The 21,522-nt window shown below is 72.2% G+C and carries 16 protein-coding genes; 6 read left to right on the forward strand and 10 right to left on the reverse strand.

Features of this window, described 5'->3' with window-relative positions; genetic code table 11:
- Positions 1–302 precede the first annotated feature (302 nt).
- Positions 303–1,664: a M50 family metallopeptidase gene (locus PWG71_RS05810; protein WP_274808491.1), complete on the reverse strand. Its 1,362-nt coding sequence runs from the start codon at positions 1,662–1,664 to the stop codon at positions 303–305.
- A 21-nt stretch (positions 1,665–1,685) separates the two neighbouring features.
- Entirely contained in the window at positions 1,686–2,906 is a 1,221-nt protein-coding gene (gene dxr, locus PWG71_RS05815) for a 1-deoxy-D-xylulose-5-phosphate reductoisomerase (protein WP_274808780.1), read from the reverse strand.
- Between the two features lie 529 nt (positions 2,907–3,435).
- Between dxr and PWG71_RS05820 the strand changes: the two genes are divergently transcribed.
- Together PWG71_RS05820 and PWG71_RS05825 are read left to right on the forward strand one after the other, a co-directional pair.
- Positions 3,436–5,088 (forward strand): alpha/beta fold hydrolase, encoded by a 1,653-nt coding sequence (locus PWG71_RS05820; RefSeq protein ID WP_274808492.1) that lies wholly within the window; start codon positions 3,436–3,438, stop codon positions 5,086–5,088.
- A 369-nt stretch (positions 5,089–5,457) separates the two neighbouring features.
- The gene (locus tag PWG71_RS05825) at positions 5,458–6,501 is read left to right on the forward strand and encodes a trypsin-like serine peptidase (protein WP_274808493.1); all 1,044 of its coding nucleotides are present in this window, start codon (positions 5,458–5,460) and stop codon (positions 6,499–6,501) included.
- A gap of 237 nt (positions 6,502–6,738) precedes the next feature.
- Here the strand turns inward: PWG71_RS05825 and PWG71_RS05830 are convergent, their stop codons facing one another.
- A complete protein-coding gene (locus tag PWG71_RS05830; protein WP_274808494.1) occupies positions 6,739–8,163 on the reverse strand; it encodes an aldehyde dehydrogenase family protein in 1,425 nt (474 codons plus the stop codon).
- A 516-nt stretch (positions 8,164–8,679) separates the two neighbouring features.
- Between PWG71_RS05830 and PWG71_RS05835 the strand changes: the two genes are divergently transcribed.
- Positions 8,680–10,449 carry a hypothetical protein gene (locus tag PWG71_RS05835; RefSeq protein ID WP_274808495.1) on the forward strand — a complete coding sequence of 590 codons (1,770 nt, stop codon included), beginning with the start codon at positions 8,680–8,682 and terminating at the stop codon, positions 10,447–10,449.
- A gap of 22 nt (positions 10,450–10,471) precedes the next feature.
- A complete protein-coding gene (locus PWG71_RS05840; RefSeq protein WP_274808781.1) occupies positions 10,472–11,365 on the forward strand; it encodes a 3-methyladenine DNA glycosylase in 894 nt (297 codons plus the stop codon).
- Here the strand turns inward: PWG71_RS05840 and PWG71_RS05845 are convergent.
- The 3 genes from PWG71_RS05845 to PWG71_RS05855 form a co-directional block, all read right to left on the reverse strand.
- Complete coding sequence (locus PWG71_RS05845) at positions 11,354–11,716, reverse strand: thiol-disulfide oxidoreductase DCC family protein (RefSeq protein WP_274808496.1); 363 nt, start codon at positions 11,714–11,716, stop codon at positions 11,354–11,356. The two genes, PWG71_RS05840 and PWG71_RS05845, sit on opposite strands and share 12 nt — an antisense overlap.
- A gap of 89 nt (positions 11,717–11,805) precedes the next feature.
- Entirely contained in the window at positions 11,806–12,600 is a 795-nt protein-coding gene (locus PWG71_RS05850) for a hypothetical protein (RefSeq protein ID WP_274808497.1), read from the reverse strand.
- A 369-nt stretch (positions 12,601–12,969) separates the two neighbouring features.
- On the reverse strand, positions 12,970–14,562 hold the full coding sequence (locus PWG71_RS05855) for a serine hydrolase domain-containing protein (protein ID WP_274808498.1): 1,593 nt from the start codon (positions 14,560–14,562) through the stop codon (positions 12,970–12,972).
- A 194-nt stretch (positions 14,563–14,756) separates the two neighbouring features.
- Here PWG71_RS05855 and PWG71_RS05860 point away from each other — a divergent pair, with 194 nt between their 5' ends.
- Entirely contained in the window at positions 14,757–16,178 is a 1,422-nt protein-coding gene (locus PWG71_RS05860) for an ATP-binding protein (RefSeq protein WP_274808499.1), read from the forward strand.
- Positions 16,178–17,257, forward strand: coding sequence for a tetratricopeptide repeat protein (locus tag PWG71_RS05865; protein ID WP_274808500.1), 1,080 nt, complete (start codon positions 16,178–16,180; stop codon positions 17,255–17,257). Before PWG71_RS05860 ends, PWG71_RS05865 begins: the two co-directional genes overlap by 1 nt.
- A 50-nt stretch (positions 17,258–17,307) precedes the next feature.
- Here the strand turns inward: PWG71_RS05865 and PWG71_RS05870 are convergent, their stop codons facing one another.
- Genes PWG71_RS05870 through PWG71_RS05885 form a run of 4 tightly spaced genes read right to left on the reverse strand, consistent with a single transcriptional unit; the run spans position 17,308 to position 21,516 of the window.
- Entirely contained in the window at positions 17,308–18,408 is a 1,101-nt protein-coding gene (locus PWG71_RS05870) for an ABC transporter ATP-binding protein (RefSeq protein WP_274808501.1), read from the reverse strand.
- Entirely contained in the window at positions 18,405–19,469 is a 1,065-nt protein-coding gene (locus PWG71_RS05875) for an ABC transporter ATP-binding protein (RefSeq protein WP_274808502.1), read from the reverse strand. Before PWG71_RS05875 ends, PWG71_RS05870 begins: the two co-directional genes overlap by 4 nt.
- 2 nt (positions 19,470–19,471) lie before the next feature.
- Positions 19,472–20,512, reverse strand: a complete 1,041-nt coding sequence (locus PWG71_RS05880; protein WP_274808503.1) for an ABC transporter permease — start codon at positions 20,510–20,512, stop codon at positions 19,472–19,474.
- On the reverse strand, positions 20,512–21,516 hold the full coding sequence (locus PWG71_RS05885; RefSeq protein WP_274808504.1) for an ABC transporter permease: 1,005 nt from the start codon (positions 21,514–21,516) through the stop codon (positions 20,512–20,514). The genes PWG71_RS05880 and PWG71_RS05885 overlap by 1 nt, the downstream gene beginning before the upstream one ends.
- Positions 21,517–21,522: the final 6 nt, after the last annotated feature.

Below are 21,522 nucleotides of genomic sequence, written 5' to 3' on the forward strand. Positions count from 1 at the left end.
CCGGGTCTTGCGCCGCGTCGCCAGCGGGCGCGGCGGAGTGGCGGGAATGCCGAGATCGACGGTCGTCACGCTTGATTCACCTCGTCTGCCGCCGGAGGGAGGGGCGGCACTTGGAATTTCGTCCGGTTTCGGAAAGGCGCCCGGCGCGATGCGTGGACGCGGTGCGCGGAGCCGCGACCGGGTTAGACGCCTGTTCGGGGCGGTCGTGCGGGACGTACCGCCGTTCCCGGATCGCGCACCCAGATTACCCGCACCCCGGGGGGTGCCCCGCATCACACGGAGCGCCCCCGCCGGGTGCGCGGTCAGCCGAACAGACGAACCGGGTTGAACAGGTCGGCGATGAGCAAGAGCACGCTGAACGCCAGGAAACAGGCCACAACGATGTAGGCGACCGGGGTCAGCATGGCCACGTCCACCGGAGCGGGTTCGGGTCTGCGGGTGAGCTTGGCCCAGCCGCGTTTGATCCACTCCCAGAGCGCCCCGGCCATGTGCCCGCCGTCCAGCGGCAGGATCGGCAGCAGGTTGAAGGCGAACAGGAAGAGGTTCACCCCGGCCAGGATCTGGAGCATGATCGAGACGGTGTCGGCGATGGGCAGGCCCTGGGCCATGATCTCGCCGCCGATGCGGGAGATGCCGACGATGCCGACCGGGGAGTCGGCGGTGCGCTCCTCCCCCAGGAACGCGGCGGCGAACACTCCGGGAACCTTCGACGGCAGGGCGATGAGCGCCTCGCCGACGCCGAGCATCATCGCGCCCATCTCCCCCGCCGACTCGGCGAGGGTGAGCGGGGCGCGCTCGGTGGCGAACATGATGCCCAGGAAACCGACCGTCTCCATGCGGTAGACGGGGAAGCCCCGGTCGTCGATGATCTCGTCGCCGTCGGCGTCGGTCTCGTAGATGAAGTCGCCGTCGGCGGTGCGGGCCGGCAGCTCGTTCTCGATGATGACGACGGTGTGGGCGACGCGTTCGCCGTCGCGCTCCACGACGATCTCGGTGGAGCCGAGCGAGGAGCGGATGAGCTGGTTGGCGTCGTTCCACCCGGGGGTGGGCTCACCGTCGATCTCGACGATGACGTCACCGGGGCGCAGCCCGGCCTCGGCGGCCGGTGTGGGCGGCAGCCCTTCGCAGGAGTCCACCTCGCTCTCGATCTCGGCCGAGACGACGCACTCGTTGACCACCCCGATCTGGGTGGTCTGCTGGGGGACTCCGATGCCCATGAAGAGCACACCGAGCAGGATCGCCGCCAGGATCACGTTCATGCCGGGTCCGGCGAACATGACGATGAGGCGCTTCCAGGGGGCACGCTGGTAGAACTGGCGGTCCCGGTCCTCGGGGGCGAGTTCGACGTAGGAGGCCTCACGGGCGTCCTCGGCCATGGCCCGCCAGCGGGACATCCTGCGGGTGGAGCCGTCCGCGGACGCACGGGCGGGCGGCATCATCCCGACCATGCGGACGTAGCCGCCCAGGGGGACGGCCTTGAGCCCGTACTCGGTCTCACCGCGGCGGAAGGACCACAGGGTCTTCCCGAACCCGACCATGTACTCGGTGCACTTGATGCCGAACATCTTGGCGGTGCCGAGGTGACCGAGCTCGTGCCAGGCGATCGAGAACAGCAGTCCCAGTACGAACAGGACGATCCCGACCACGGTCAGCAGCAGGACCATGCATCTCTCCCTACACCGATGTCAGGCCCGGCGTGCGACCAGCTCGCGCGCTCGGGTACGGGCCCAGCCGTCAGCGGCGTACACGTCGTCCAGGGTGAGCCCCCTCGATCCGTGGGACGCCGCACCGGGGTGCTCCGTTCGCTGATGCTCCGAGACTACCCGCGCCACGGTGTCCAGGATCGCCGGAAACGCGAGGTTCCCCTTGAGGAAGGCGTCGACGGCCTCCTCGTTGGCCGCGTTGTACACGGCGGGGGCGGTCCCACCCGCCTCGCCGACCTCGCAGGCCAACCGGACGGCCGGGAAGGCCTCGTGGTCCAGTGGCTCGAAGGTCCAGCTCTGCGCCTTGGTCCAGTCCATGCCGGGGGCCGCGTCGGGGATCCGGTCGGGGGCGCTCATGCCGTAGGCGATGGGGATCATCATGCTGGGCGGGCTGGCCTTGGCGATGGTGGAACCGTCCACGTACTCGACCATCGAGTGCACGATCGACTGCGGGTGCACGACGACGTCGATGCGGTCGAAGGGGATGTCGAACAGCAGGTTGGCCTCGATCACCTCCAGGCCCTTGTTGACCAGGGTCGCGGAGTTGACGGTGATGACCGGGCCCATGCTCCAGGTGGGGTGGTCGAGCGCGTCGGCGGGGGTGACGCGCTCCAGGTCCTCGCGTCGGCGGCCGCGGAAGGGACCGCCGCTGGCGGTGACGACGAGGCGGCGCACCTCGTCTCGACGGGCGACCACGTGCCCTTGGGCGAGGCTGCGCAGTTCGTCCTCGGGCAGGTGGGGGAAGCACTGGGCGATGGCGAAGTGCTCGGAGTCGACGGGGACGATCTGGCCGGGGCGGGCCAGGTCGCGGACCAGGGGCCCGCCGATGATGAGGGACTCCTTGTTGGCCAGGGCCAGGGTGGTGCCGGCGCGCAGCGCGGCGAGGGTGGATTCCAGGCCCAGGGCCCCCGTGATGCCGTTGAGGACGACGTCGCAGGGGTCCGAGGCGAGTTCGGCGACGCCCTCGGGGCCGACCAGCACGGTGGCGTGGGAGTCGTGTTCGGCCAGGGCACGGCGGAGTTCGGCGGCCTTGGCCGGGTCGGCGACGGCCACTCGTGGGACGTCGAATTCGGTGACCTGCTTGGCGAGCAGGTCCAACCGGCCGCCGCCGGCGGCCAGCCCGACGACGCGGAAGCGCTCGGGGTTGCGGTGGACGATGTCCAGGGCCTGGGTTCCGATCGAGCCGGTGGACCCGAGGAGGATCACGGTTCGCTGCTGTTCTTCTCGCACCCGCCCATTCTCGCGCAATCGGCGTGTTCCCGCCGGGGGCTGTGGACGGCCGCGTCCGGGGCGGCGGACGGCCGCGCCCGGAAACGACCGGCGGGCACGGTCCGGGGCGGCGAACGGCCCGGGTCGGCGGACGGGAGCCGACCGACGCCGAGGCCGGCGGACGGCCCCTGGGCGGACCACGACCGGACCGGGGACCAGGGCGGGTGACCGACACCCCGCGACGGGCGGACGTGGGGCGGAGACGGGCGGGACGCGAGATCACGGGTTCACGGGGGCTTTACAAGAGAGCGCCCCTGACTTAACTTAACTCGTGGGTAAGTTACCTCACAGTCACGTGAGACCCCCATCACCCGATGCCCACCCGGATGAGGCCCGCCCCGCCCGGATCCCCCGTTCACCGCCGGATCGACCGAAGCGTCGCCGGCGCCCCACCCCGATGGACTCGACGGCGCGACGACCCATCGGAGCCTACCCCGCCCCTCCTCCCCGAGGTTCCCGACACATGCGCCCTGTCAGAGAGATCCCCCGTTCCGCTCCCCCCTCCCGGCGTCGAACGGCGCCCTTCCGGCTGCTCGCGGCTCTGGTGGCGACCGTGCTCGCCGCCGTCCTGCTGACCCCCGCCCCGGCGTCCGCGGCGATCGGCGCCGACATCCGGTACGTGACCATCACCAGTCACGACGGCACGACATTGAAGGCCAAGGTCATCACCCCCACCGGGGTCGAGGGCCCGCACCCCCTCCTGGTCATGCCCTCCGCCTGGGCCACCCCGCACCTGCTCTACGTCGGAGCCGGCGCCCGGCTGGCCCACGAGTCCGGCTACCAGGTCGTCACCTACAGCTCGCGCGGCTTCTGGGACTCCGGCGGCGGCATCGAGGTCGCCGGCCCACAGGACCGGGCCGACGCGAGCGCGGTGATCGACTGGGCGCTGGAGAACACCGACGCCGACCCCGACCGCATCGGCATGGCGGGCATCTCCTACGGCGGCGGCATCAGCCTGCTCACCGCCGCCGAGGACGACCGGGTCAAGGCGGTGGCCTCCCTCAGCGGCTGGGCCGACCTGGCCGAGTCCCTGTACCCCGGCCACACCGTCGACGTGCAGTCCGCCGAGCTGCTGCTGGGCGCGGCCGCCCTGACCGGCCGCAAGGGCGAGACCCTCACCGCCGTGGAGCGGGCCTACCGGCGCGGGGACATCCAGCCCGCCCTGGACATGGCCCCGGACCGGTCGGCGGCGACCAAGGTGGACCGGATCAACGCCAACGGCACCGCGGTGATGATGGCCCACGGATGGAACGACGGCATGTTCCCGGTCGGGCACATCACCGACTTCTACGGTGAGCTGACCGGCCCCAAGCGGCTCATGCTCGCTCCGGGCGACCACGCCACCCAGGAGCTCTTCGGCGCGGCCGGCCTTCCCGACGAGGTCTGGGCGGGGGTCGGCGACTGGTTCGACCACCACCTCAAGGGCGAGGACAACGGCGTGGACACCGCCGACCCGGTCATGGTCAAGCCCAACAACGGTCGCGGAGCCTGGACCTCGCACCAGGACTGGGAGTCGGTGACGGGCGACAGGCGGACCTACCACCTGGGCAGGCCGAGCACCGACTGGCTGCGCTGGCAGAGCAGCGGCGCGATGGGGACCGAGCCCTCCACCGGGTGGAGCTACGGGATGCGCACCGGGATCGGGACCACCGCCCAGAGCGGGACCGTGTTGTTGAGCGGTGCCCTCCAGCAGTTCTTCGACGTGCCCACCGGCGTCCTGCTGCCCACCATCGACCGCTACCGCGCGGCCGTGTGGACGAGCCCGGCCCATCCGAACGGGGTGCGGGTGGCCGGTACGCCGGAGGCGACCTTCACGTTCACCCCCACGGCGAAGAAGCAGTCGGTGTACGTGTACCTGTACGCGGTCGACTCCTACGGAAAGGGCGCGCTGCTCTCGCACGCCCCCTACACGCTGCGCGACGCCACCCCGGGCTCTCCCGTGACCGTGACGACCGAGCTGTGGCCCGTGGTGTGGGACGTGCCGGCCGGGCACCGGCTGGCCGTCGTGGTGGACACCCGGGACCTGCGCTACGGCAGTGAGAGCACGGTCGGGAACCGGGTGACGGTGACCTCTCCCGAGGCGGAGCCGAGCAGGGTGGTCATCCCGATCGCCTGACGTTGGCCGCCGGCCCTCTGGGATCCGATGCCGGTTCCGATCGGTCGGGACCGGTGGAACCTTCCGGCGGAGCCGCCGGAGCACGAAGAGGGCACGGACGCGAATCCGATCGGTCGGAACCGGTGGAGGCTGCCGACGAAGCCCCGGAAGTGCGAAAAGAGCACGGACGGAAGCCCGCCGGGAGCCGGTCCGGAACCCGGCGACCGAGACCGGCGGCGCGCCGCGTCACTCCCGCGACGCGGCGCGATCGCCTCGGCCGCCTCCGATGTGAACCCCACGTCGGAGGCGGCCGGCCCCGTCTTCCCGAAAAGTTCTCGACACAAACTCAAAGTAGTCATGAAGTTACCCGGAGTGTGCAAGGATCGGGCCATGAGCTCGTCCACCGCGCACAAACTCCTCGCCCCCCTGGCCGCGGCCGCCATCGCCCTCGGGGGGCTCGCCGTCCTCGACCGGCTGCCCGAATCAGCCCGGGCCGAGACCGTCCCCGAACGCCTCCACGAGGCGCACGCGGAGCCGACCGAAACGGACGGGGTCGTCCGGCAGAGCGCCGCGGTCACCGAGGAACAACACCGGGCCGTCCTGTCCTACTGGACCGCCGAGCGCATGGCCGCCGCCCGGCCCATCACCGACCTGCTCGGGCACCTGACCGACCTCCCGAACGCGGAGGAGGTGCTCCCCGAGATCGGGGCCGAGCACCAGGCGGCACCCCGCGACGACAGCACCGGAGCGCGGTGGACCGCCGGCGGCCAGGTCGTGCGCACCACCGGCAAGGTGTTCCTGACCATGGACGGCCGCGACTTCACCTGTTCGGCGTCGGTGGTGGACTCCACCAACCGCAGCACCGTGGTCACCGCCGGGCACTGCGCCAAGGACGGCAGGGGATCGTGGGCGCGCAACTGGACGTTCGTCCCCGGAGCCACCGACGGGTCCGCCCCGCACGGCCGCTACACCGCCCGCGACCTGCTGGTGTCCCCCGAGTGGTCCAGGCGGGCCGACGACAGCTACGACTTCGCGATGGTGGTGCTCAACACCGAGAGCGGCCGGACCGTGCAGGACCGGGTGGGCTCGCAGCGGATCTCCTTCGGCGCCTGGACCGAGGCCGGGGTCCGCGAGGGGGTGCAGATCTACTCGTTCGGCTACCCGGCGGCCTCCCCGTACGACGGCCGCGAACTGCACTACTGTTCGGGCCGCACCCGCCCGGACACCGGCGGCACCACGGCCAACGGGATGGCCTGCCGCATGACCCAGGGGTCCAGCGGCGGTCCGTGGCTGGTCGGCTTCGACTCCACGACCGGCCGGGGCACGGTCGCGTCGGTGGTGAGCTTCAAGTACGCCAATGACCGCCGGACCCAGTACGGTCCCCGGTTCGGCGCGGAGGCGCGCAACGTCTACGACCGCGCCGCCGAGCTCTAGCCCGTCGTCCGACCTCGCCCCGGGGCCACGGGCCCTTTTCCCCGTCGCCCCGCACGAGAAGGGCGGTGGCGCCCCGTCCCCCGGGGCGCCACCGCCCGTCCCACAGAAGGCCCCCGACGGACGCGCGGCCGACGGCCGCGCCCGCCCCGTCGACCCCCACCGTTCTCGCCGGGCGGCACACGGTCGACGGTCCTCCTCCCCTTCACCCCGGCCCGGCCTCGCCCCGGACCGGAGCGATCACAGGGTGATGCCGGTGAGCACCATGACCCGCTCGTAGGTCAGGTCGGTCATCGCGGCGCGTACGCCCTCACGGCCCACGCCCGAACCCTTGACCCCGCCGTAGGGCATCTGGTCGGCGCGGAACGTGGGCACGTCGCCGATGATCACGCCGCCCACCTCCAGTTCGCGCTGGGCCCGGAACGCGGTGGGCAGGTCGCGGGTGAACACGCCCGCCTGGAGACCGAAGTCGCTGTCGTTGACCGCGGCGAAGGCGGCGTCGGTGTCGGCGACCCGCTGGATCACCAGCACCGGGCCGAACACCTCCTGACGCACCACCCGGCTGTCGGCGGGGGCGTCGACGATCACCGTCGGGGCCACGGTGACCCCGTCGCGCGTCCCGCCGGTGAGCACCTCGGCCCCGTCGGCGACGGCCTCCTCCACCCACTCCTGCACGCGGATCGCGGCCGCCTCGTTCACCAGGGGACCCACGTCGGTGCCCGCGTCGGCGGGGTCGCCGGTGCCCAGCGCCTCCACCTTCTCGACCAGGCGCGCCACGAACTCGTCGTGGACGGCGTCGGTGACGACGACCCGCTGCACGCCGATGCACACCTGACCGGCCTGGTTGTTGCCGAACAGGGCGATGCGCCCGGCCGCCCACTCCAGGTCGGCGTCGTCGAGCACCACGGCCGCGGCGTTGCCGCCCAGTTCGAGGGTGACGTGCTTGTGCGGGACCCGCTCGCGGATCTCCCAGCCGAACGCGCCGCCGGTGAAGGAGATGACCGGGACGCGCTCGTCGTCGATGAGGCGGCCGGCCAGGTCGTTGGGCATCGGCAGCACCGACACCAGACCGGCGGGCAGGTCGGTCTCGGCGATGATCTCGCCCAGCAGCAGCGCGGTCATCGGCGTGGCCGGGGCCGGCTTGAGGATGATGGGGGCGCCGACCGCGATCGCCGGGGCGATCTTGTGGGCGACCAGGTTCAGCGGGAAGTTGAACGGGGAGATGCCGAGCACGGGACCGTGCGGGACCCGTCGGATCAGGGCGATCCGACCGGTGGCTCCGGGGTCGGTGTCCAGGCGCTGGAGCTCACCGCTGTCGCGGCGGGCCTCCTCGGCGGCCCAGCGGAACACGGACACGGCGCGGGCGGCCTCGACACGGGCCCACTTGATGGGTTTGCCGCTCTCGGCGGTGATCGTCCGCGCGATCTCCTCGGCGCGTTCGCCGATCCGGCGGGAGATGTGGTCGAGGGCGGCGGCCTTGGCGTGCGCGGGCAGGGCGGCGGCCTCGGCGGCGACCGCGCGGGCCGCGTCGACGGCCTGCTCGACCTGGTCGGCGGAGGGTACGGAGACCCGGCCCGCGACCTCGCCGGTGTAGGGGTTGACGACGGTGAGTTCGCTGTCGCCGGTCGCGGCGGTGCCGGCCAGCCAGAACGGGAGCGTGGACATGTGAGGGACGCTAGTGCCCGCACCCCGTGTTCGCCTTGTCCGTAATTGCCAGGTCGCCGTACCGGATTGGCCGCAATGGAGCATGCCGACGGGGCTCTCCACCATCGGCCGCACGCCCCGCCCCTCCCGTACGGGAGGCCGTCCCGTGGGAGTCCTCCTCCATCCGGACCGTCCGGCGGGTGACGGGGAGGTACCGTCCGGGTCGGGCCGGATGTCACCCGCCGCCCGCCGGTCCGGGCCCCCGCCGGCTCGGCCGCGGCACCACCCGACGGCGCCGACCCGGACGCGCCGCGTCCCGCCCGACGCGCGCTCGCGCACACGGGCGGAGGACACCGAGATTCCCCGGACGGATGACGGGTACACCCTGGGCAACCTGTCCCCGTGAAGACCACTTTCGGTCGACCGACTGGCGCTGAAGTGTTCCTTCGTACACAGTGGTGGTGAGGACCCCACCACCGGCGCGTTCGAGCCGGGTCCTCGGGTCCGCCGCCGCCGACGGAAGCCCGGGAGTGCCCATTGCCGCTCGTCTACCGCACGCTCATCGCAGTCCCGGAGGATCATGGGGATCCCATCGCCACCGCGTCGACCGTCCTGTCCCGATGGTTGAGCAAGCGGGGGAACTCGGGAGCGCGGGTGGACTTCGGCTCCTCCGGTCGGTACGAGCTGAGCAACCGGTCACGGGCCCTGGTGGTGCGGCACGACAACCCCGAGGAGGGACTGTCCTTCCTCCGGCTGACCACCGAATCCGACAAGCCCGACGGGGTATGGCGGACGGCCGTCACCGTGGTCGTCGACCCCGAGCTGTCGCCCTGGCGGTACCTGTGGCTGGACATGACGGTCGACGCCGGGGGCGCCACCGAGCAGCCCCGGCTCGACATCATGCCGCCCGAGGCGGCCCGCATGCTGCTGGACGCGCTGCCCGCGCACGACGGGACCCACCGGGTCCCCTCGGGCCCGGTCATCGTGCGCGGCCGTGACGACGCCCTCATGGACGTGCTGGTCTCCGCGATCCGCGACCCCGAACGCCGGCTCGCCGTCCTGGCCACCGGATCCCCCGGGGACGTCACCGTCGCCGACTGGCGCACCGCCATGGCCGCGACCCTGTCCCGATGCACCGGGATGTGCACGGTGTACGTACTGGACTCCGCCGCCCAGGACCGGGTCGTGGACCTGCTCCCGTCGGGCATGGACATCCCCGCGGGCGGGGTGCGCACCTTCTTACCGGGGATCGAGGGCGATCCGTCCCGGCATCCGAGGATGAGCTCGACCACCCTGGACACCGCCCGCGAAGGGGAGCGCATCCGCAACTGGGTGGGGGCCGCGCTGTCCCGTCGGGTCCGGGAGAACGCCCTGGAGATCGCGCTGCCCGACCCGCTCCCTGCGGTGGACGCCCTGCTCTCGGAGGAGACCGAGGACCTGCGCACGGCTCCGAGCCCGCAGACCGCCGTCTCCCCGGGCGTGAGCACGCGCCCTCCGACCTCCGGCCCCGACCCCTCGTCGGCCGCCGGGCTCGCCGCCCTCCAGGAGCGCGAGGCCCTCGAACTCCAGATGCAGCGGTTGAGGGACGAGATCACCCGCTTGAACGACCGGATCGGCGAACTCTCCGAGGAACGAAGGGAACTGCTCGCCGAGACCACCGACCTCACCGAGGAACTCGACGAGACCCACGGGCAGGTGCGCGCCGCCCGTTACGAGGTCCGGTGGCTGCGCGAACAGGCGCGCGTGGCCGGACAGTTCCGGCTGGCCGCCGCGCCCGCTCCCCGGGATCCGGCGCACCGTCCGCCCCGGAGCGTGTCCGAGCTGCTGGAGCGGATCACCGACGACACCGCGCTGCCGCACCTGTTCTTCACCATCGAGGACCAGACGGTCTACGAGCTCTCCGACAGCCGCAAGGAGTCGCTGTGGGTCACCCGGGCCTGGGAGGCCCTGCTCGCCCTCAACGACTACGCCCGCTACCAGTTCGACAACCCCGACCGAGGACTCGGGTTCCACTCGTACCTGAAGGAGAACCCGGACGGCTACCAGGTCATCCCGGTCAAACGGCTGGCGTCGCAGGAGTCCGACCACGTCCGCAACAGGGGCAAGCTCAACGAGAAACGGATCTTCCGGGTGCCCGAGGACGTCGACCCCCACGGGCGGGTGCCCATGTACGCGCACATCAAGCTGGACATCGAGTACGGCATCTGTCCGCGGTTGTACTTCTACCCCCACCTGGGTCCGGGGACCACCAACCGGGTGTACGTCGGTTACCTGGGCCGTCATCTGCCGGTGCAGCAGTCCAACTGACCGCGCGTACCCTGGGGCCGTGATGGGAACGAGCATCGGGGCCGTCGAGGTGTCGGCGGAGCGGGAATGGCGCGCGCGGGCGCGCCGCCACGAGGAGCGGGTGGACGCGTTGACCGCCGACCACCTCCGGCGTCGCCGTGAGGGCGTGCGCCATCCCGTCGAGGACTTCCTGTTCACCTACTACAACTTCAAGCCGGCCCGGTTGCGGCGCTGGCACCCGGGCGCGGGCACGGTCCTGGCCGGCGAGGGCGCCCGGGAGCTGCTGTCGGAGCGGTTCACGGTCGAGACCCCCGAGGGGGTCGGCCTGGACGTCGAGGCGTTCCTGGCGGCCCGACCCGTGGTCGACTTCGTGGAGCGGTTGTTGTCGGCGGTCGCCGACCGGCCCGCCCACCTGGGCTGTTTCGGGTTGCACGAGTGGGCGATGGTGTACCGGGCCGGTGAGGTGCGCCACGGGCAGGTGCCGTTGCGGCTCGGACACGAGGGGACCGACCGGGTCGTGGAGTCGCACCGGATCCGGTGCTCGCACTTCGACGCGTTCCGGTTCTTCACCGAGGACGCGCGACCGCTCAACACGTTGCGGCCGACCAGGGAGGCACAGGTCGACCTGGACCAGCCGGGGTGCCTGCACGCGGGCATGGACCTGTACAAGTGGGCGTACAAACTGTCCCCGGCGGTGCCCTCGGAGCTGGTGGTGGACTGCTTCGAGCTGGCCCGGGAGATCAGGGAGCTGGACATGCGGGCCTCGCCCTACGACCTGCGGGCGTGGGGGTACGAGCCGGTGCGCATCGAGACCGCCGAGGGCAAGGCCGCGTACATGAGCGCCCAGGAGGGGTTCGCCGGGCGCGGCGCCGTGTTGCGGGAGCGGCTGCTCGGGGTGTGCCGGCTGTTGCGGGAGAACGCGACGTCAGGACGGTAGGGCGCAGGAAGCGCTTCCGCCGGGCAGGCGGTACCGGTTGGCGGCCACCCAGTGGTAGGCGCGGCGGTTGATCGCGCGCAGCAGCGGCAGCCGCATGAGCCGGCCCACGGGACGCACCAGCGGACGGGCGTGCAGGAGGACCTCGGCGACGGCGTCGCCACCGCGGAACCGGCGACCGTCCGGGTAGACCACCCAGGCGGCCTCGTCGGTCTGCTCGGGGGTGAGCCCCACCGAGTCGAGGTCGAAGTCCTGCCAGGCGACGAACTCCGTACGCGAGCGCAGGCGGTCCCGGGCGAAGGCGACGGCCCGTTTGCAGAAGCCGCAGTCGTCGTCGTACAAGAACGTTCCCATACCGCGGGCCTACCCGGGACGGGAGCGGTCAAGCGGGATACGCGAGAGGGGTGCGCCACTGTCGTGGCGCACCCCTCGGGAACGGACCCCTACTCGGCCTTGCGCTTGCGGCTGAAGTAGAGGGCGGCTCCGCCGCCACCGGCGGCGGCGAGGCCGGCCGCGACGAGGCCGGCGATGGCCGAACCGGTCAGGGCCAGGCTCGGCCCGTTCTCGGAGGGGGCCGGGGACTCGCCCGGCTTCTCACCCTCGGGGGCGGTGGGGGTCGCCGGAACGGTCGGCTCCTCGGTCTCCGGGGCGGAGGGGTCGTCCGTGGGCGGCACGGTCGGCTCCTCGGTCTCGGGAGGTGCCGTGGGCTCACCGGTGGGCTCGCCGGTGGGCTCCTCGGTGGGCTCGCCGACGGGCGGGGTGGAGGGCTCCGGGGTGGGCTCCGGAGCCTCGGTCTTCTCGCAGACGACCTTGAACACCTTGTGCTTGGCGGCGTTGCCCTTCTGGCCCTCGAAGGTCCACTCCAGGCGGTAGTGACCGTTGTCGATCCTGAGCAGGTCCGTGCTGCCGGCGCCTTCCCCGTCCAGGTCGAGTTCGCCCTCCAGGACGAGTTCACGGGAGGAGGGGGAGCCGCCCTGGGTGAGGATCTGCCAGGTCACTTCCTGGGCCGGGTCGAACCCGGAGCCGACGACCTGGAACTCGCAGACCTTGGGCTCGTTGCGATTGTCCTCTTCCGGGGTCTCCGGGGAGTGGATCTTCACGGTGCCGTTGTCGCCGGGAGGGGCGAAGGGCAGGGCCGCGAAGGCGGGCGCCGCGGCTCCGAGTGCGAGTCCGGCGGTGAGCACGGAGGCGGCGATGATGCGGGTGCCCAGGGCACCTACGCGATATTCGGGGGACAAGAGTCGCTCCTGAGGACATGGAGGTCCTCCGGTAAGCGGGGATACCGGAGATGCAGGACATGCCAAATATAGCTTTTCACGCTGTTGGAAACCTCTTTGCGCAGGTCACAAAGTTGCACCATAAGAGCGAGCCGAAACTTTTTCGGTCGTCCCCGTTCATCGCCTCACGGGGGCGCGGGGCCCGGGAAGCCTTGCGGCGCAGGGCTCGGAGCGTCCGCCCGCCGGTGGCCGCGGACGGTCGGGGTGGCCCGGGAACACCGGAGGGGAGGCGCCGGACACCGGTGAAGGAGCGCGTCGACGGGCCGGACGGGACGGACGCTCGGGCGTCCCGCGGGCGAGTGCGCGTCCGTCGGTGTCCTCGGAGGGGGCTCACAGGGTGATGGCCAGGCTCCACAGGGCCAGGGCGCCCAGAGCCGCGGAGAAGAGGACCGACAGGACGAACACCGGGACGTGCAGCCACCGCCACCGTCCCGCTTCCACCGGGACCCGGCGCAGGTGCCGGGCGCCCACGACCAGGGCGGCGGCGACCGTGCCGACGCCCACGGCCCACACCGTCATGGGGACGGTGACCCAATCCCCCTGGGTCTGGGCGGTGGCCGCCCAGGCGACCGCGCCCAGGGACAGGGAGACGATCCGCAGCCGGTCGATGGGCCGCCCGGTGATCAGGGTGCGGCGGCGCAGCACGAGGGAGAGCAGGAGCAGCGGCGGGACCAGGGCCATCACGCAGGTGAGGGCCGCCGAGAGGGCCACCATGACCGAGGGCGGGCCCTCCAGCGGCCGGGGGTCGTCCCGCAGCAGTTCCACGCCCAGGGTGACCGCGTCCAGGGTCAGGCTGCCCGACATCACGACGACCGCCTCGGTGTCGGTGAAGGCCGCGATGGTGTTGCTGCCCAGGGTGCCGCCGGTGTGCAGGCGGACCGCGCCCAGCTCGGGGTCCTCGACGATGATCCAGCCCAACCCCTGGTCGAACGAGGAGGAGTGCAGACCGCGGTCGTCCTCCTCCGGTGCCGGGACCTCGGTGCCCTCCGCCGCGAAGGAGACGTCCCGGTACACCGGTTCCAGGGCGCTCATGCCCGGAGCGGTCCCGTCGATGACGGCGGCCAGGAAGCGGGCGAGGTCGTCCGGGGTGCTCCAGGTGGCCACCCCCGCGGGCGCGTAGTCGGTGTTGTGCCAGGGCTCGGTCGGGTGCCCCGGGGCGATGTGGGGCGGAGCCCCGCCCTCCGGGACGCCGGAGACGATGACCGTGTCGTCCATGCCGAGGGGGTCGAGCACCCGTTCCCGGACCGTCTCCTCATAGGATTCGGCGCCCGCCTCGGCCGCCAGGGCCCGACCCAGGAGCGAGAACCCGAGGTTGGAGTACCCGTGCTCGCCCGGGGTCGCGGCCGAGGTCACGGCCAGCGCCGACAGCGGGTCGCGGGAGTGCCCGTAGACGTCGGAGAAGACCAGCGAGGGGAGGACGTAGTGCCGGAACAGGTCGTCCGCGGGTGCCGTGGGCAGGCCGGAGTGGTGGGTGGCCAGGTCCTCCAGGGTCGCGTCGGCGACCCGCGGGTCGAGGATCTCGGCGTCGGGGAAGACCTCGGCGACGGTGCGGTCCACGGAGGTCTCACCGGTCTCGACCATGTCGGCCAAGGTCATGGCGGTGAAGAGCTTGAAGAGGGAACCGGTCTCGAAGAGGGTGTCCCCGGTCACGGGTGTCTCGCCGTCGGTGGTGCCTCCGTGGACGTGTTCGAGGGCGGAGGGGTCCCCGGCGGGGAAGCGGACGGCGCTCAGCCCTTGGACCCCGCGGGGGTCGATGAGCTCGGTCACCTCGTCGACGAAGGCCTCGTCCCCGTCGAACACGGGCGGCGGCGGCGGAGCGTACGGTGCCGCCGACCAGGCGGCCAGGCCGGCCGCCAGGCCCGTGATCGTGGCGGCGTACAGGACCCGGCGCGGTATGGACGTCTTGGCGATGTGGGGGGTCATACCTCCAGGGTCCCGGCGCCGGACGCGACCGGGTAGTCACCGCTGTCATGGGAAAGGTGGGAGATTCGGGGGTCCGCGACATGACGATCGTCATGCCCGATGCTCCCCTCGGGAGGGGACGGTGTCGGCCGCTACACTCCGGACCGCGCCACATCGTGGCCCCCGTACCCCCGACGACTCTTCGAGGAGTGGTGATGTCCACCCCCGACCCGCGGCTGGTCGCCAGCATGAACGCGGCCGTGACCGCCTCCCCCGACGACCCGGTGCTGCGGCTGCACCTGGCGGAACTGCTGCTGGAGGCGGGCGACCGGCCGGCGGCGATCTCCCACGTGGCGGCCGCCCTCCAGCAGGACCCCTCCTCGCCGACGGCGGGCGCGCTGATGGCCCGCGCCCTGGGGGCGCCCGTACCGGCGGCGAACCCGGACCCTCCCACGGGTCCGGACTCCCCTCCGGGGGCGGTCACGGGGACGCCCCCTCGGGACCGCCGCCCGGACACCGGGGCCCCGGTGTCCCCGTCCGCGCCGCGCACCCCGTCGGGCCCGCAGGACGCTCCGACCGTGCCCGGGACGCGGGCGGACCGGGCCGCGCCCGTTTCCGGAACGGCGGGGGACGGGACCCCGGACGCGGCGTCGGGGGGCGACGGGCGCGGACGTCCCGGTGGGACCCCGTCGCGGGACGAGTTCCCCGGGTCGCGCGACGGGCACGACGACGCCGGACCCATGCGCCCCGAGGACTACGGCTTCACCTCCTCCGACATCACCCTCGATGACGTCGCCGGAATGCACGGCGTCAAGGAGAGGCTGGAGGCCGCGTTCCTGGCGCCCCTGCGCAACGCCGAGCTGCGCGAGGCGTTCGGCAAGAGTCTGCGCGGCGGCCTGTTGCTCTACGGCCCGCCCGGCTGCGGCAAGACCTTCCTGGCCCGGGGTGTGGCCGGGGAGATGGGCGCCGACTTCCTCACCGTCTCGCTGGCCGACATCCTCGACCGGTGGATGGGCAACAGCGAGCGCAACATCCACGCGCTCTTCCGGCGTGCCCGCGAGTACAGCCCCTGCGTGCTCTTCCTGGACGAACTCGACGCGCTGGGCGGCCGCCGCACGAAGGTCGGCCCGCACATGCGCAACGTCGTCACCCAGCTGCTCACCGAACTCGACTCGGTGGTCGGGGACAACGAGGGCGTGTTCCTGCTCGCCGCCACCAACCACCCCTGGGACATCGACCCGGCGCTGCGCCGGCCCGGCCGGTTGGACCGCATGCTGTTCGTGCCGCCGCCCGACGAGGCCGCCCGGGTCGCGATCCTCGCGTCGGGGCTGCGCGACCGCCCCGTGGAGGGTGTGGACATCGCCGGGGTGGCCCGCCGCACGGAGGGATTGTCCGGGGCCGACCTGTCCCACCTGTGCGACAGCGCCGCCGAGCGGGCGCTGCTCGCCTCGGCCCGGCTGGGCCGGGTCCGCCCCATCGGGCAGCCCGACGTCGAACACGCCCTGACGGAGGTACGCCCCTCCACCGGTGACTGGTTCGAGAGCGCCCGCACGGCGGTGGAGTTCGCCGGCCACGACGACGACTACCGGGAACTGTCCGAGTACCTCGGCAGGCGCCGCCGGTTCGGGAGACGGTGATGTCCGGCGCCGGCACCCCGCCCGCGCCGCTGCGACGGGCCGTGGGCCTGTTGGAGGCGAACCGCCCCCGGCAGGCCCTGGAGGCCGTGGAGGAGGAACTGGGCCGGGACCCGGGGTCGGACCTGTGCTGGGCCCTCAAGGGCCGCTGTCACCTTCATCTGGATGAGAACGAGGAGGCCCTGGCCGCGCTGTCCCGTGCCCTGGGGCTGGGCGACCGGTCGACGGGGCTGTTGACGATGACCTCCACCGCCCTGTCCCGGGTGGGCAGGCCGGAGGAGGCGCTGGAGATCGCCAACGAACTCCTGCGGGCGGAACCGCAGGTCGCCTCCCACCACCTGCTGGCCGGCCGTGCCATGGCGGAGATCCATCGTGCGGGACATCCCGCCCTCACCGAGTGGAGCCGCAACGCGGCCCTGGCCGCCCGGACCGCGCGGGGGCTGAACGGACTCGACCCGTGGACGCACTCCATGGCCGGTTACGTGTTCCTCCGGATCGGGGCGCCGCACAGCGCCGAGGAGGCCTTCCGCACCGCGCTGTCGCTGGACCCACGGGAGGATCAGGCGATCCGGGGGCTGGCCGTCATCGACGCCCACCGCGGTCGGATGCGCCGGGCCGGGCGGCGCGGCGAGCAGGTGCTGGCCCTGGACCCGGGACAGGCGGACATCCCCCGACTCGTGTACACGGGCGCCCTCCGGCTCTCCCTCCTGGCGAACCTGTGCGCCGGGGTGGCCCTCCTGCCCGCCGTGCTCTGGGGGAACGTCTTCCACACCGGGGGCCTGTCGGCCGCGGTGTTCGTCCTCGGCGTCCTGGTGTTCGCGGCGCCGGCCCTGTGGTCGGCGGCGCGCATCGCGACGCTGTCGTCGGCCATGCGTCGACACCTGAGCCGACAGCCCGGGTTCGTCGGGTGGGCGGTGGGCACGGCCGTGTCGCCGTCGTGCGTGTTCGTCGCGGCCCTGCCGCCCCCGCCCTGGGGTCTGACGGCGATCGCGCTGTTCGTCGGAGGGCTGTTCTGGCAGCGGCACCACCGGAATCGGCTCATGGCGGGCATGGAGGCCAGGGAGCGGGCTTCGAGGCCCTGAGACGGAGAACCGGTGGCGGGCGCGCTCTTCCCGCCCGCCACCGGCGCGGGTCAGCCCGCCGCGCCGTGCACGATGCGGGCGGCGCGTTCCTCGCTCGGGTGGATCTCCCCGGCCAGGATCCGCTCGGCGTGGTGGCAGGCCACCCGGTGCCCGTCGCCGTTGATCGGCCGCAGCTCGGGGCGGTCGGTGTCGCAGAGCTCCTCCTGCCGCCACGGGCACCGGGTGTGGAACCGGCAGCCGGTCGGCGGATTCGCCGGCGAGGGCAGGTCCCCGGCCAGGAGGATGCGCTCGCGGGTGTCCTCCACCTTCGGGTCCGGTACCGGGACCGCCGACATCAGCGACCGGGTGTAGGGGTGCAGCGGCGTCTCGTAGAGCATGTCGCTGGGCGCCTCCTCCACCAGCGACCCCAGGTACATGACGCCCACCGTGTCGCTGACGTGGCGGACCACCGCCAGGTCGTGGGCGATGACGAGGTAGGTCAGCCCCAGTTCCCCCTGGAGTTCCTCCAGCAGGTTGAGCACCTGCGCCTGGATGGACACGTCCAGTGCCGAGACGGGTTCGTCGCAGATGATGAGGTCGGGTTCCAGGACCAGGGCGCGGGCGATCCCGATGCGCTGGCGCTGGCCGCCGGAGAACTCGTGCGGGTAGCGGGTGAGCGCCTTGGCGGACAGCCCGACCCGCTCCAACGCCCCGGTCACCCGTCGCCGCCGGTCGGCGAGGACGGCCGCCCGGCGCTCCCGCCCGCTCATCGAGGCGGCCTCCTCGTCGGTGGGGCCGCCGATCCCGTGGGTCTGCAAGCCCTCCATGAGGATGGAGCCGATGTTCTGCCGGGGGTTGAGGCTGCCCAACGGGTCCTGGAAGACCATCTGGAGGTTGCGGCGCTCCCGTCGCATCTCCTCGTCGCTCAGCGAGGCCAGGTCGCGGCCCTCGTGGACGACCGCGCCGGAGGTGATGTCGACCAGGCGCAGCACCGCCCGGCCCAGGGTGGTCTTGCCGCAGCCGGACTCCCCCACGAGACCGTAGGTGGTGCCGCGTTCGATGCTCAGGCTCACCCCGTCCACCGCGTAGACGTGGCCGACGGTGCGGTCGAACACGACGCCCCGTCTGATCGGGAAGTGGACCTTGAGGTCCTCGATCCGCAACAGGCTCATGCCGACTCCTCCTCGTCGCCCACCACGGACGGGCTCTCCAGAACGGCCCGGTCCGCCACGTCGGCGTGCCGGACGGGGTTGACGCACCGGTACGCGTGGACGCCGTCGTCCGTGTGGACCAGGGCGGGCGGCCCCTCCAGGCATTCCAGGGTGTAGTGATCGCAGCGGGGCGCGAACGCGCACCCGTCGTGCCAGGCGATGTTGTCGTTGACCGACCCGCGGATCGGGGTGAGCGGTTCCCCTCGGGGCGCGTCGAGTCGGGGGATCGACCCGAGCAGCCCGACCGTGTAGGGATGGGTGGGACCGGCGAACAGCGGGGCGCGCGGAGCGGTCTCCACCGCGCGCCCCGCGTACAGGACGTTGATGTCGTCGCACAGCCCGGCCACCACGCCGAGGTCGTGGGTGATCATGAGCAGCGCGGTGCCCTCCTCGGTCACCAGGTCCTTGAGGAGTTCGAGGATCTGCGCCTGGATGGTCACGTCGAGGGCGGTGGTGGGTTCGTCGGCGATCATCACCCGGGGACGACAGGCCACCGCCATCGCGATGAGGGCGCGTTGGCGCATGCCGCCGGAGAGCTGGTGCGGGTACTCCTTGAGGCGCCGTTCGGGGTCGGGGATGCCCACCCGTTGGAGCAGGTCGGCGGCCTCCTTCTCCGCGGCCGATCCCCGCATGCCCCGGTGGCGGTTGAGGATCTCGGTGACCTGGCGGCCGATGGGGACCACCGGGTTCAGGGAACTGAGCGGATCCTGGAAGATCATCGCCAGCCGGGATCCGCGCAGGTCGCGCATCCGCTTGGGCGACAGCTTCAGCAGGTCGACCTCGCCCTCGGGCAGGTTCAGGAGGGCGGAACCGCCCACCCGCACCCCGCGCGGGGGGAGCAGGCCCATGAGGGCCAGGGAGGTGACGCTCTTACCGCAGCCGGACTCCCCGACCAGGCCGGTGACCTTGCCCTCTTCGAGGGTGAACGAGACCCCGTCCACGGCCCGGACCTCGTCGGAGCCGCGTCCGCCGAACACGACGGACAGTTCTTCGACCGCGAGCAGCGGTGTGCTGGAACCCATGGTCATTTCCTCAGCTTCGGGTCGAGGGCCTCGCGCATCGCCTCACCGAGCAGGGTGAAGCCCAGGGCGGTGACGATGATGGCCAGGGCCGGGTAGACGGCCAGCTGGGGCGCGCTGGAGAGGAACCGTTGCGCGTCGGCGAGCATCGTCCCCCACTCGGGGAAGGAGGGATCGGGGTTGCCCAGGCCCAGGTAGGACAGGGCGGCCGCGTCGATGATGGCGGTGGCCAGGGTGAGGGTGGACTGCACGATCACCGGCCCCAGGGAGTTGGGCAGGATGTGCGTGAGGGCGATCTTGTGCTTGCGGACCCCCAGCGCCCGGGCGGCGAGGACGTAGTCGCGGTTGCCCTGGGAGATCATCGCGCCGCGCAGCAGGCGGGCGAAGATCGGCACCTGGGCGATGCCGACCGCGAGCATGACCGTGGTGAGGCTGGGGCCGATCAGGGCCGCGACGGTGACGGCGAGCAGCAGGGTGGGCAGCGCCAGCATCATGTCGATGACGCGCATGATGGCGTTGTCGATCGTCCGGCCCCAACGACCGCCGAGGGTGGCCGCGGCACCGGCGGTGCCGCCGAGCAGGGCGCCCACGCCGAAGCCGACGAGGGTGGCCACGACACCGACCAGGAGGGTCTGGCGGGCGCCGATGACCATGCGGGAGAACTGGTCGCGGCCCAGGTTGTCCAGGCCCAGCCAGTTCTCGGCGCGCGGGCCCACGAAGATGTTCTGGTTGGGGAAGACCTCGTCGCCCCAGGTCTGCGCGGTGGGGGCGTAGGGGGCGAGGAGCGGGGCGAACAGGGCGACGACGACGAACCCGGCGACGATGATCGCGCCGGTGATCGCCATGGGGCTGCGGCGCAGCCGGGAGAACGCGGTGCGCCAGATGCCGGCGCCGTGGGTCCCCTCGTCGCGCGGTCCCATGAGTTCGGCGAGCCGGTCGATCTTGGCGGCCTTGCGGCCCAGCAGGGCGGTGCCGCCCGTGCCGGCGGACTCGGCGTCCGGGACGGGTGACCCCTCCGGGTTGTGCGCACTCGGTGTCGTCGGCATCACTGGGCCCGCACTCTCGGGTCGAGGAGGCTGTAGGAGATGTCCACCAGCAGGTTGATGAACACGTACATGGTGGCGATGAGCAGGATGAACCCGGTGAGGACCGGGTAGTCACGGGTCTGGGTGGCCCCGTACACGAACGAGCCGACGCCGGGGAACGCGAACACGCTCTCGGTGAGGACCGCGCCCGCGAACAGGCTTCCGGTGAGCAGACCGATGGCGGTGACGACCGGCAGCATCGCGTTGCGCAGCACGTGTCGGCCGCGCACGGTCCGGCGGTGCAGGCCCTTGGCGTCGGCGGTGCGCACGTAGTCCTCTTCGAGGACCTCCAGGACGCTGGCGCGTGTCATGCGGACGATGACGGCGAGGGGGATGGAGGCCAGGGCCAGGCCGGGGAGCGCCAGGTGCATCAGGGCGTCCCACACGACGTCGAGTTCACCGGTGCGCAGGCCGTCGAGGACGACGAAGCCGCTCAGGTCGGTGCGGTTCAGTCCCGGGGAGAGCCGGAAGGCCGACGGGAACAGGCCCAGGCGCTCGGCGAAGATCACCTTGAGGATGAAGGCGAGGAAGAACACCGGCGTGCAGATGCCGAGAAGGGAGCCGCCGACGGCGGCGAAGTCCAGGACACCGCCGCGTCGGCGGGCGGCGAGGTAACCGAGGGGGATGCCCACGGCGATCGCCATGAGCATCGCGGTGATCGCCAGTTCGAACGTGGCCGGGAAGCGGGTGAAGAACTCCTCCACGACCGGGCGTCCGGTCTGGATGGAGGTGCCCAGGTCGCCCTGGAGGATGTTGCGCAGGAACGCCAGGTACTGGACCGTGAGGGGTTCGTCCAGTCCGAGGGAGCGCCGCAGTTGGGCTCGCTGTTCGGCTGTCGCGTCGTCGGGGAGGAGGGCGTACTCCGGCCCGCCGGGTAGGCGTTGGAGCCAGATGAACAACAGGATCGACAGACCGCCGAGGGTCGGGATCAGTTGGAGGGTACGCCTGACGAGGAATCGCAGCACCTTCGC

Source organism: Nocardiopsis sp. N85, assembly GCF_028882275.1.
Taxonomy (GTDB): domain Bacteria; phylum Actinomycetota; class Actinomycetes; order Streptosporangiales; family Streptosporangiaceae; genus Nocardiopsis; species Nocardiopsis lambiniae.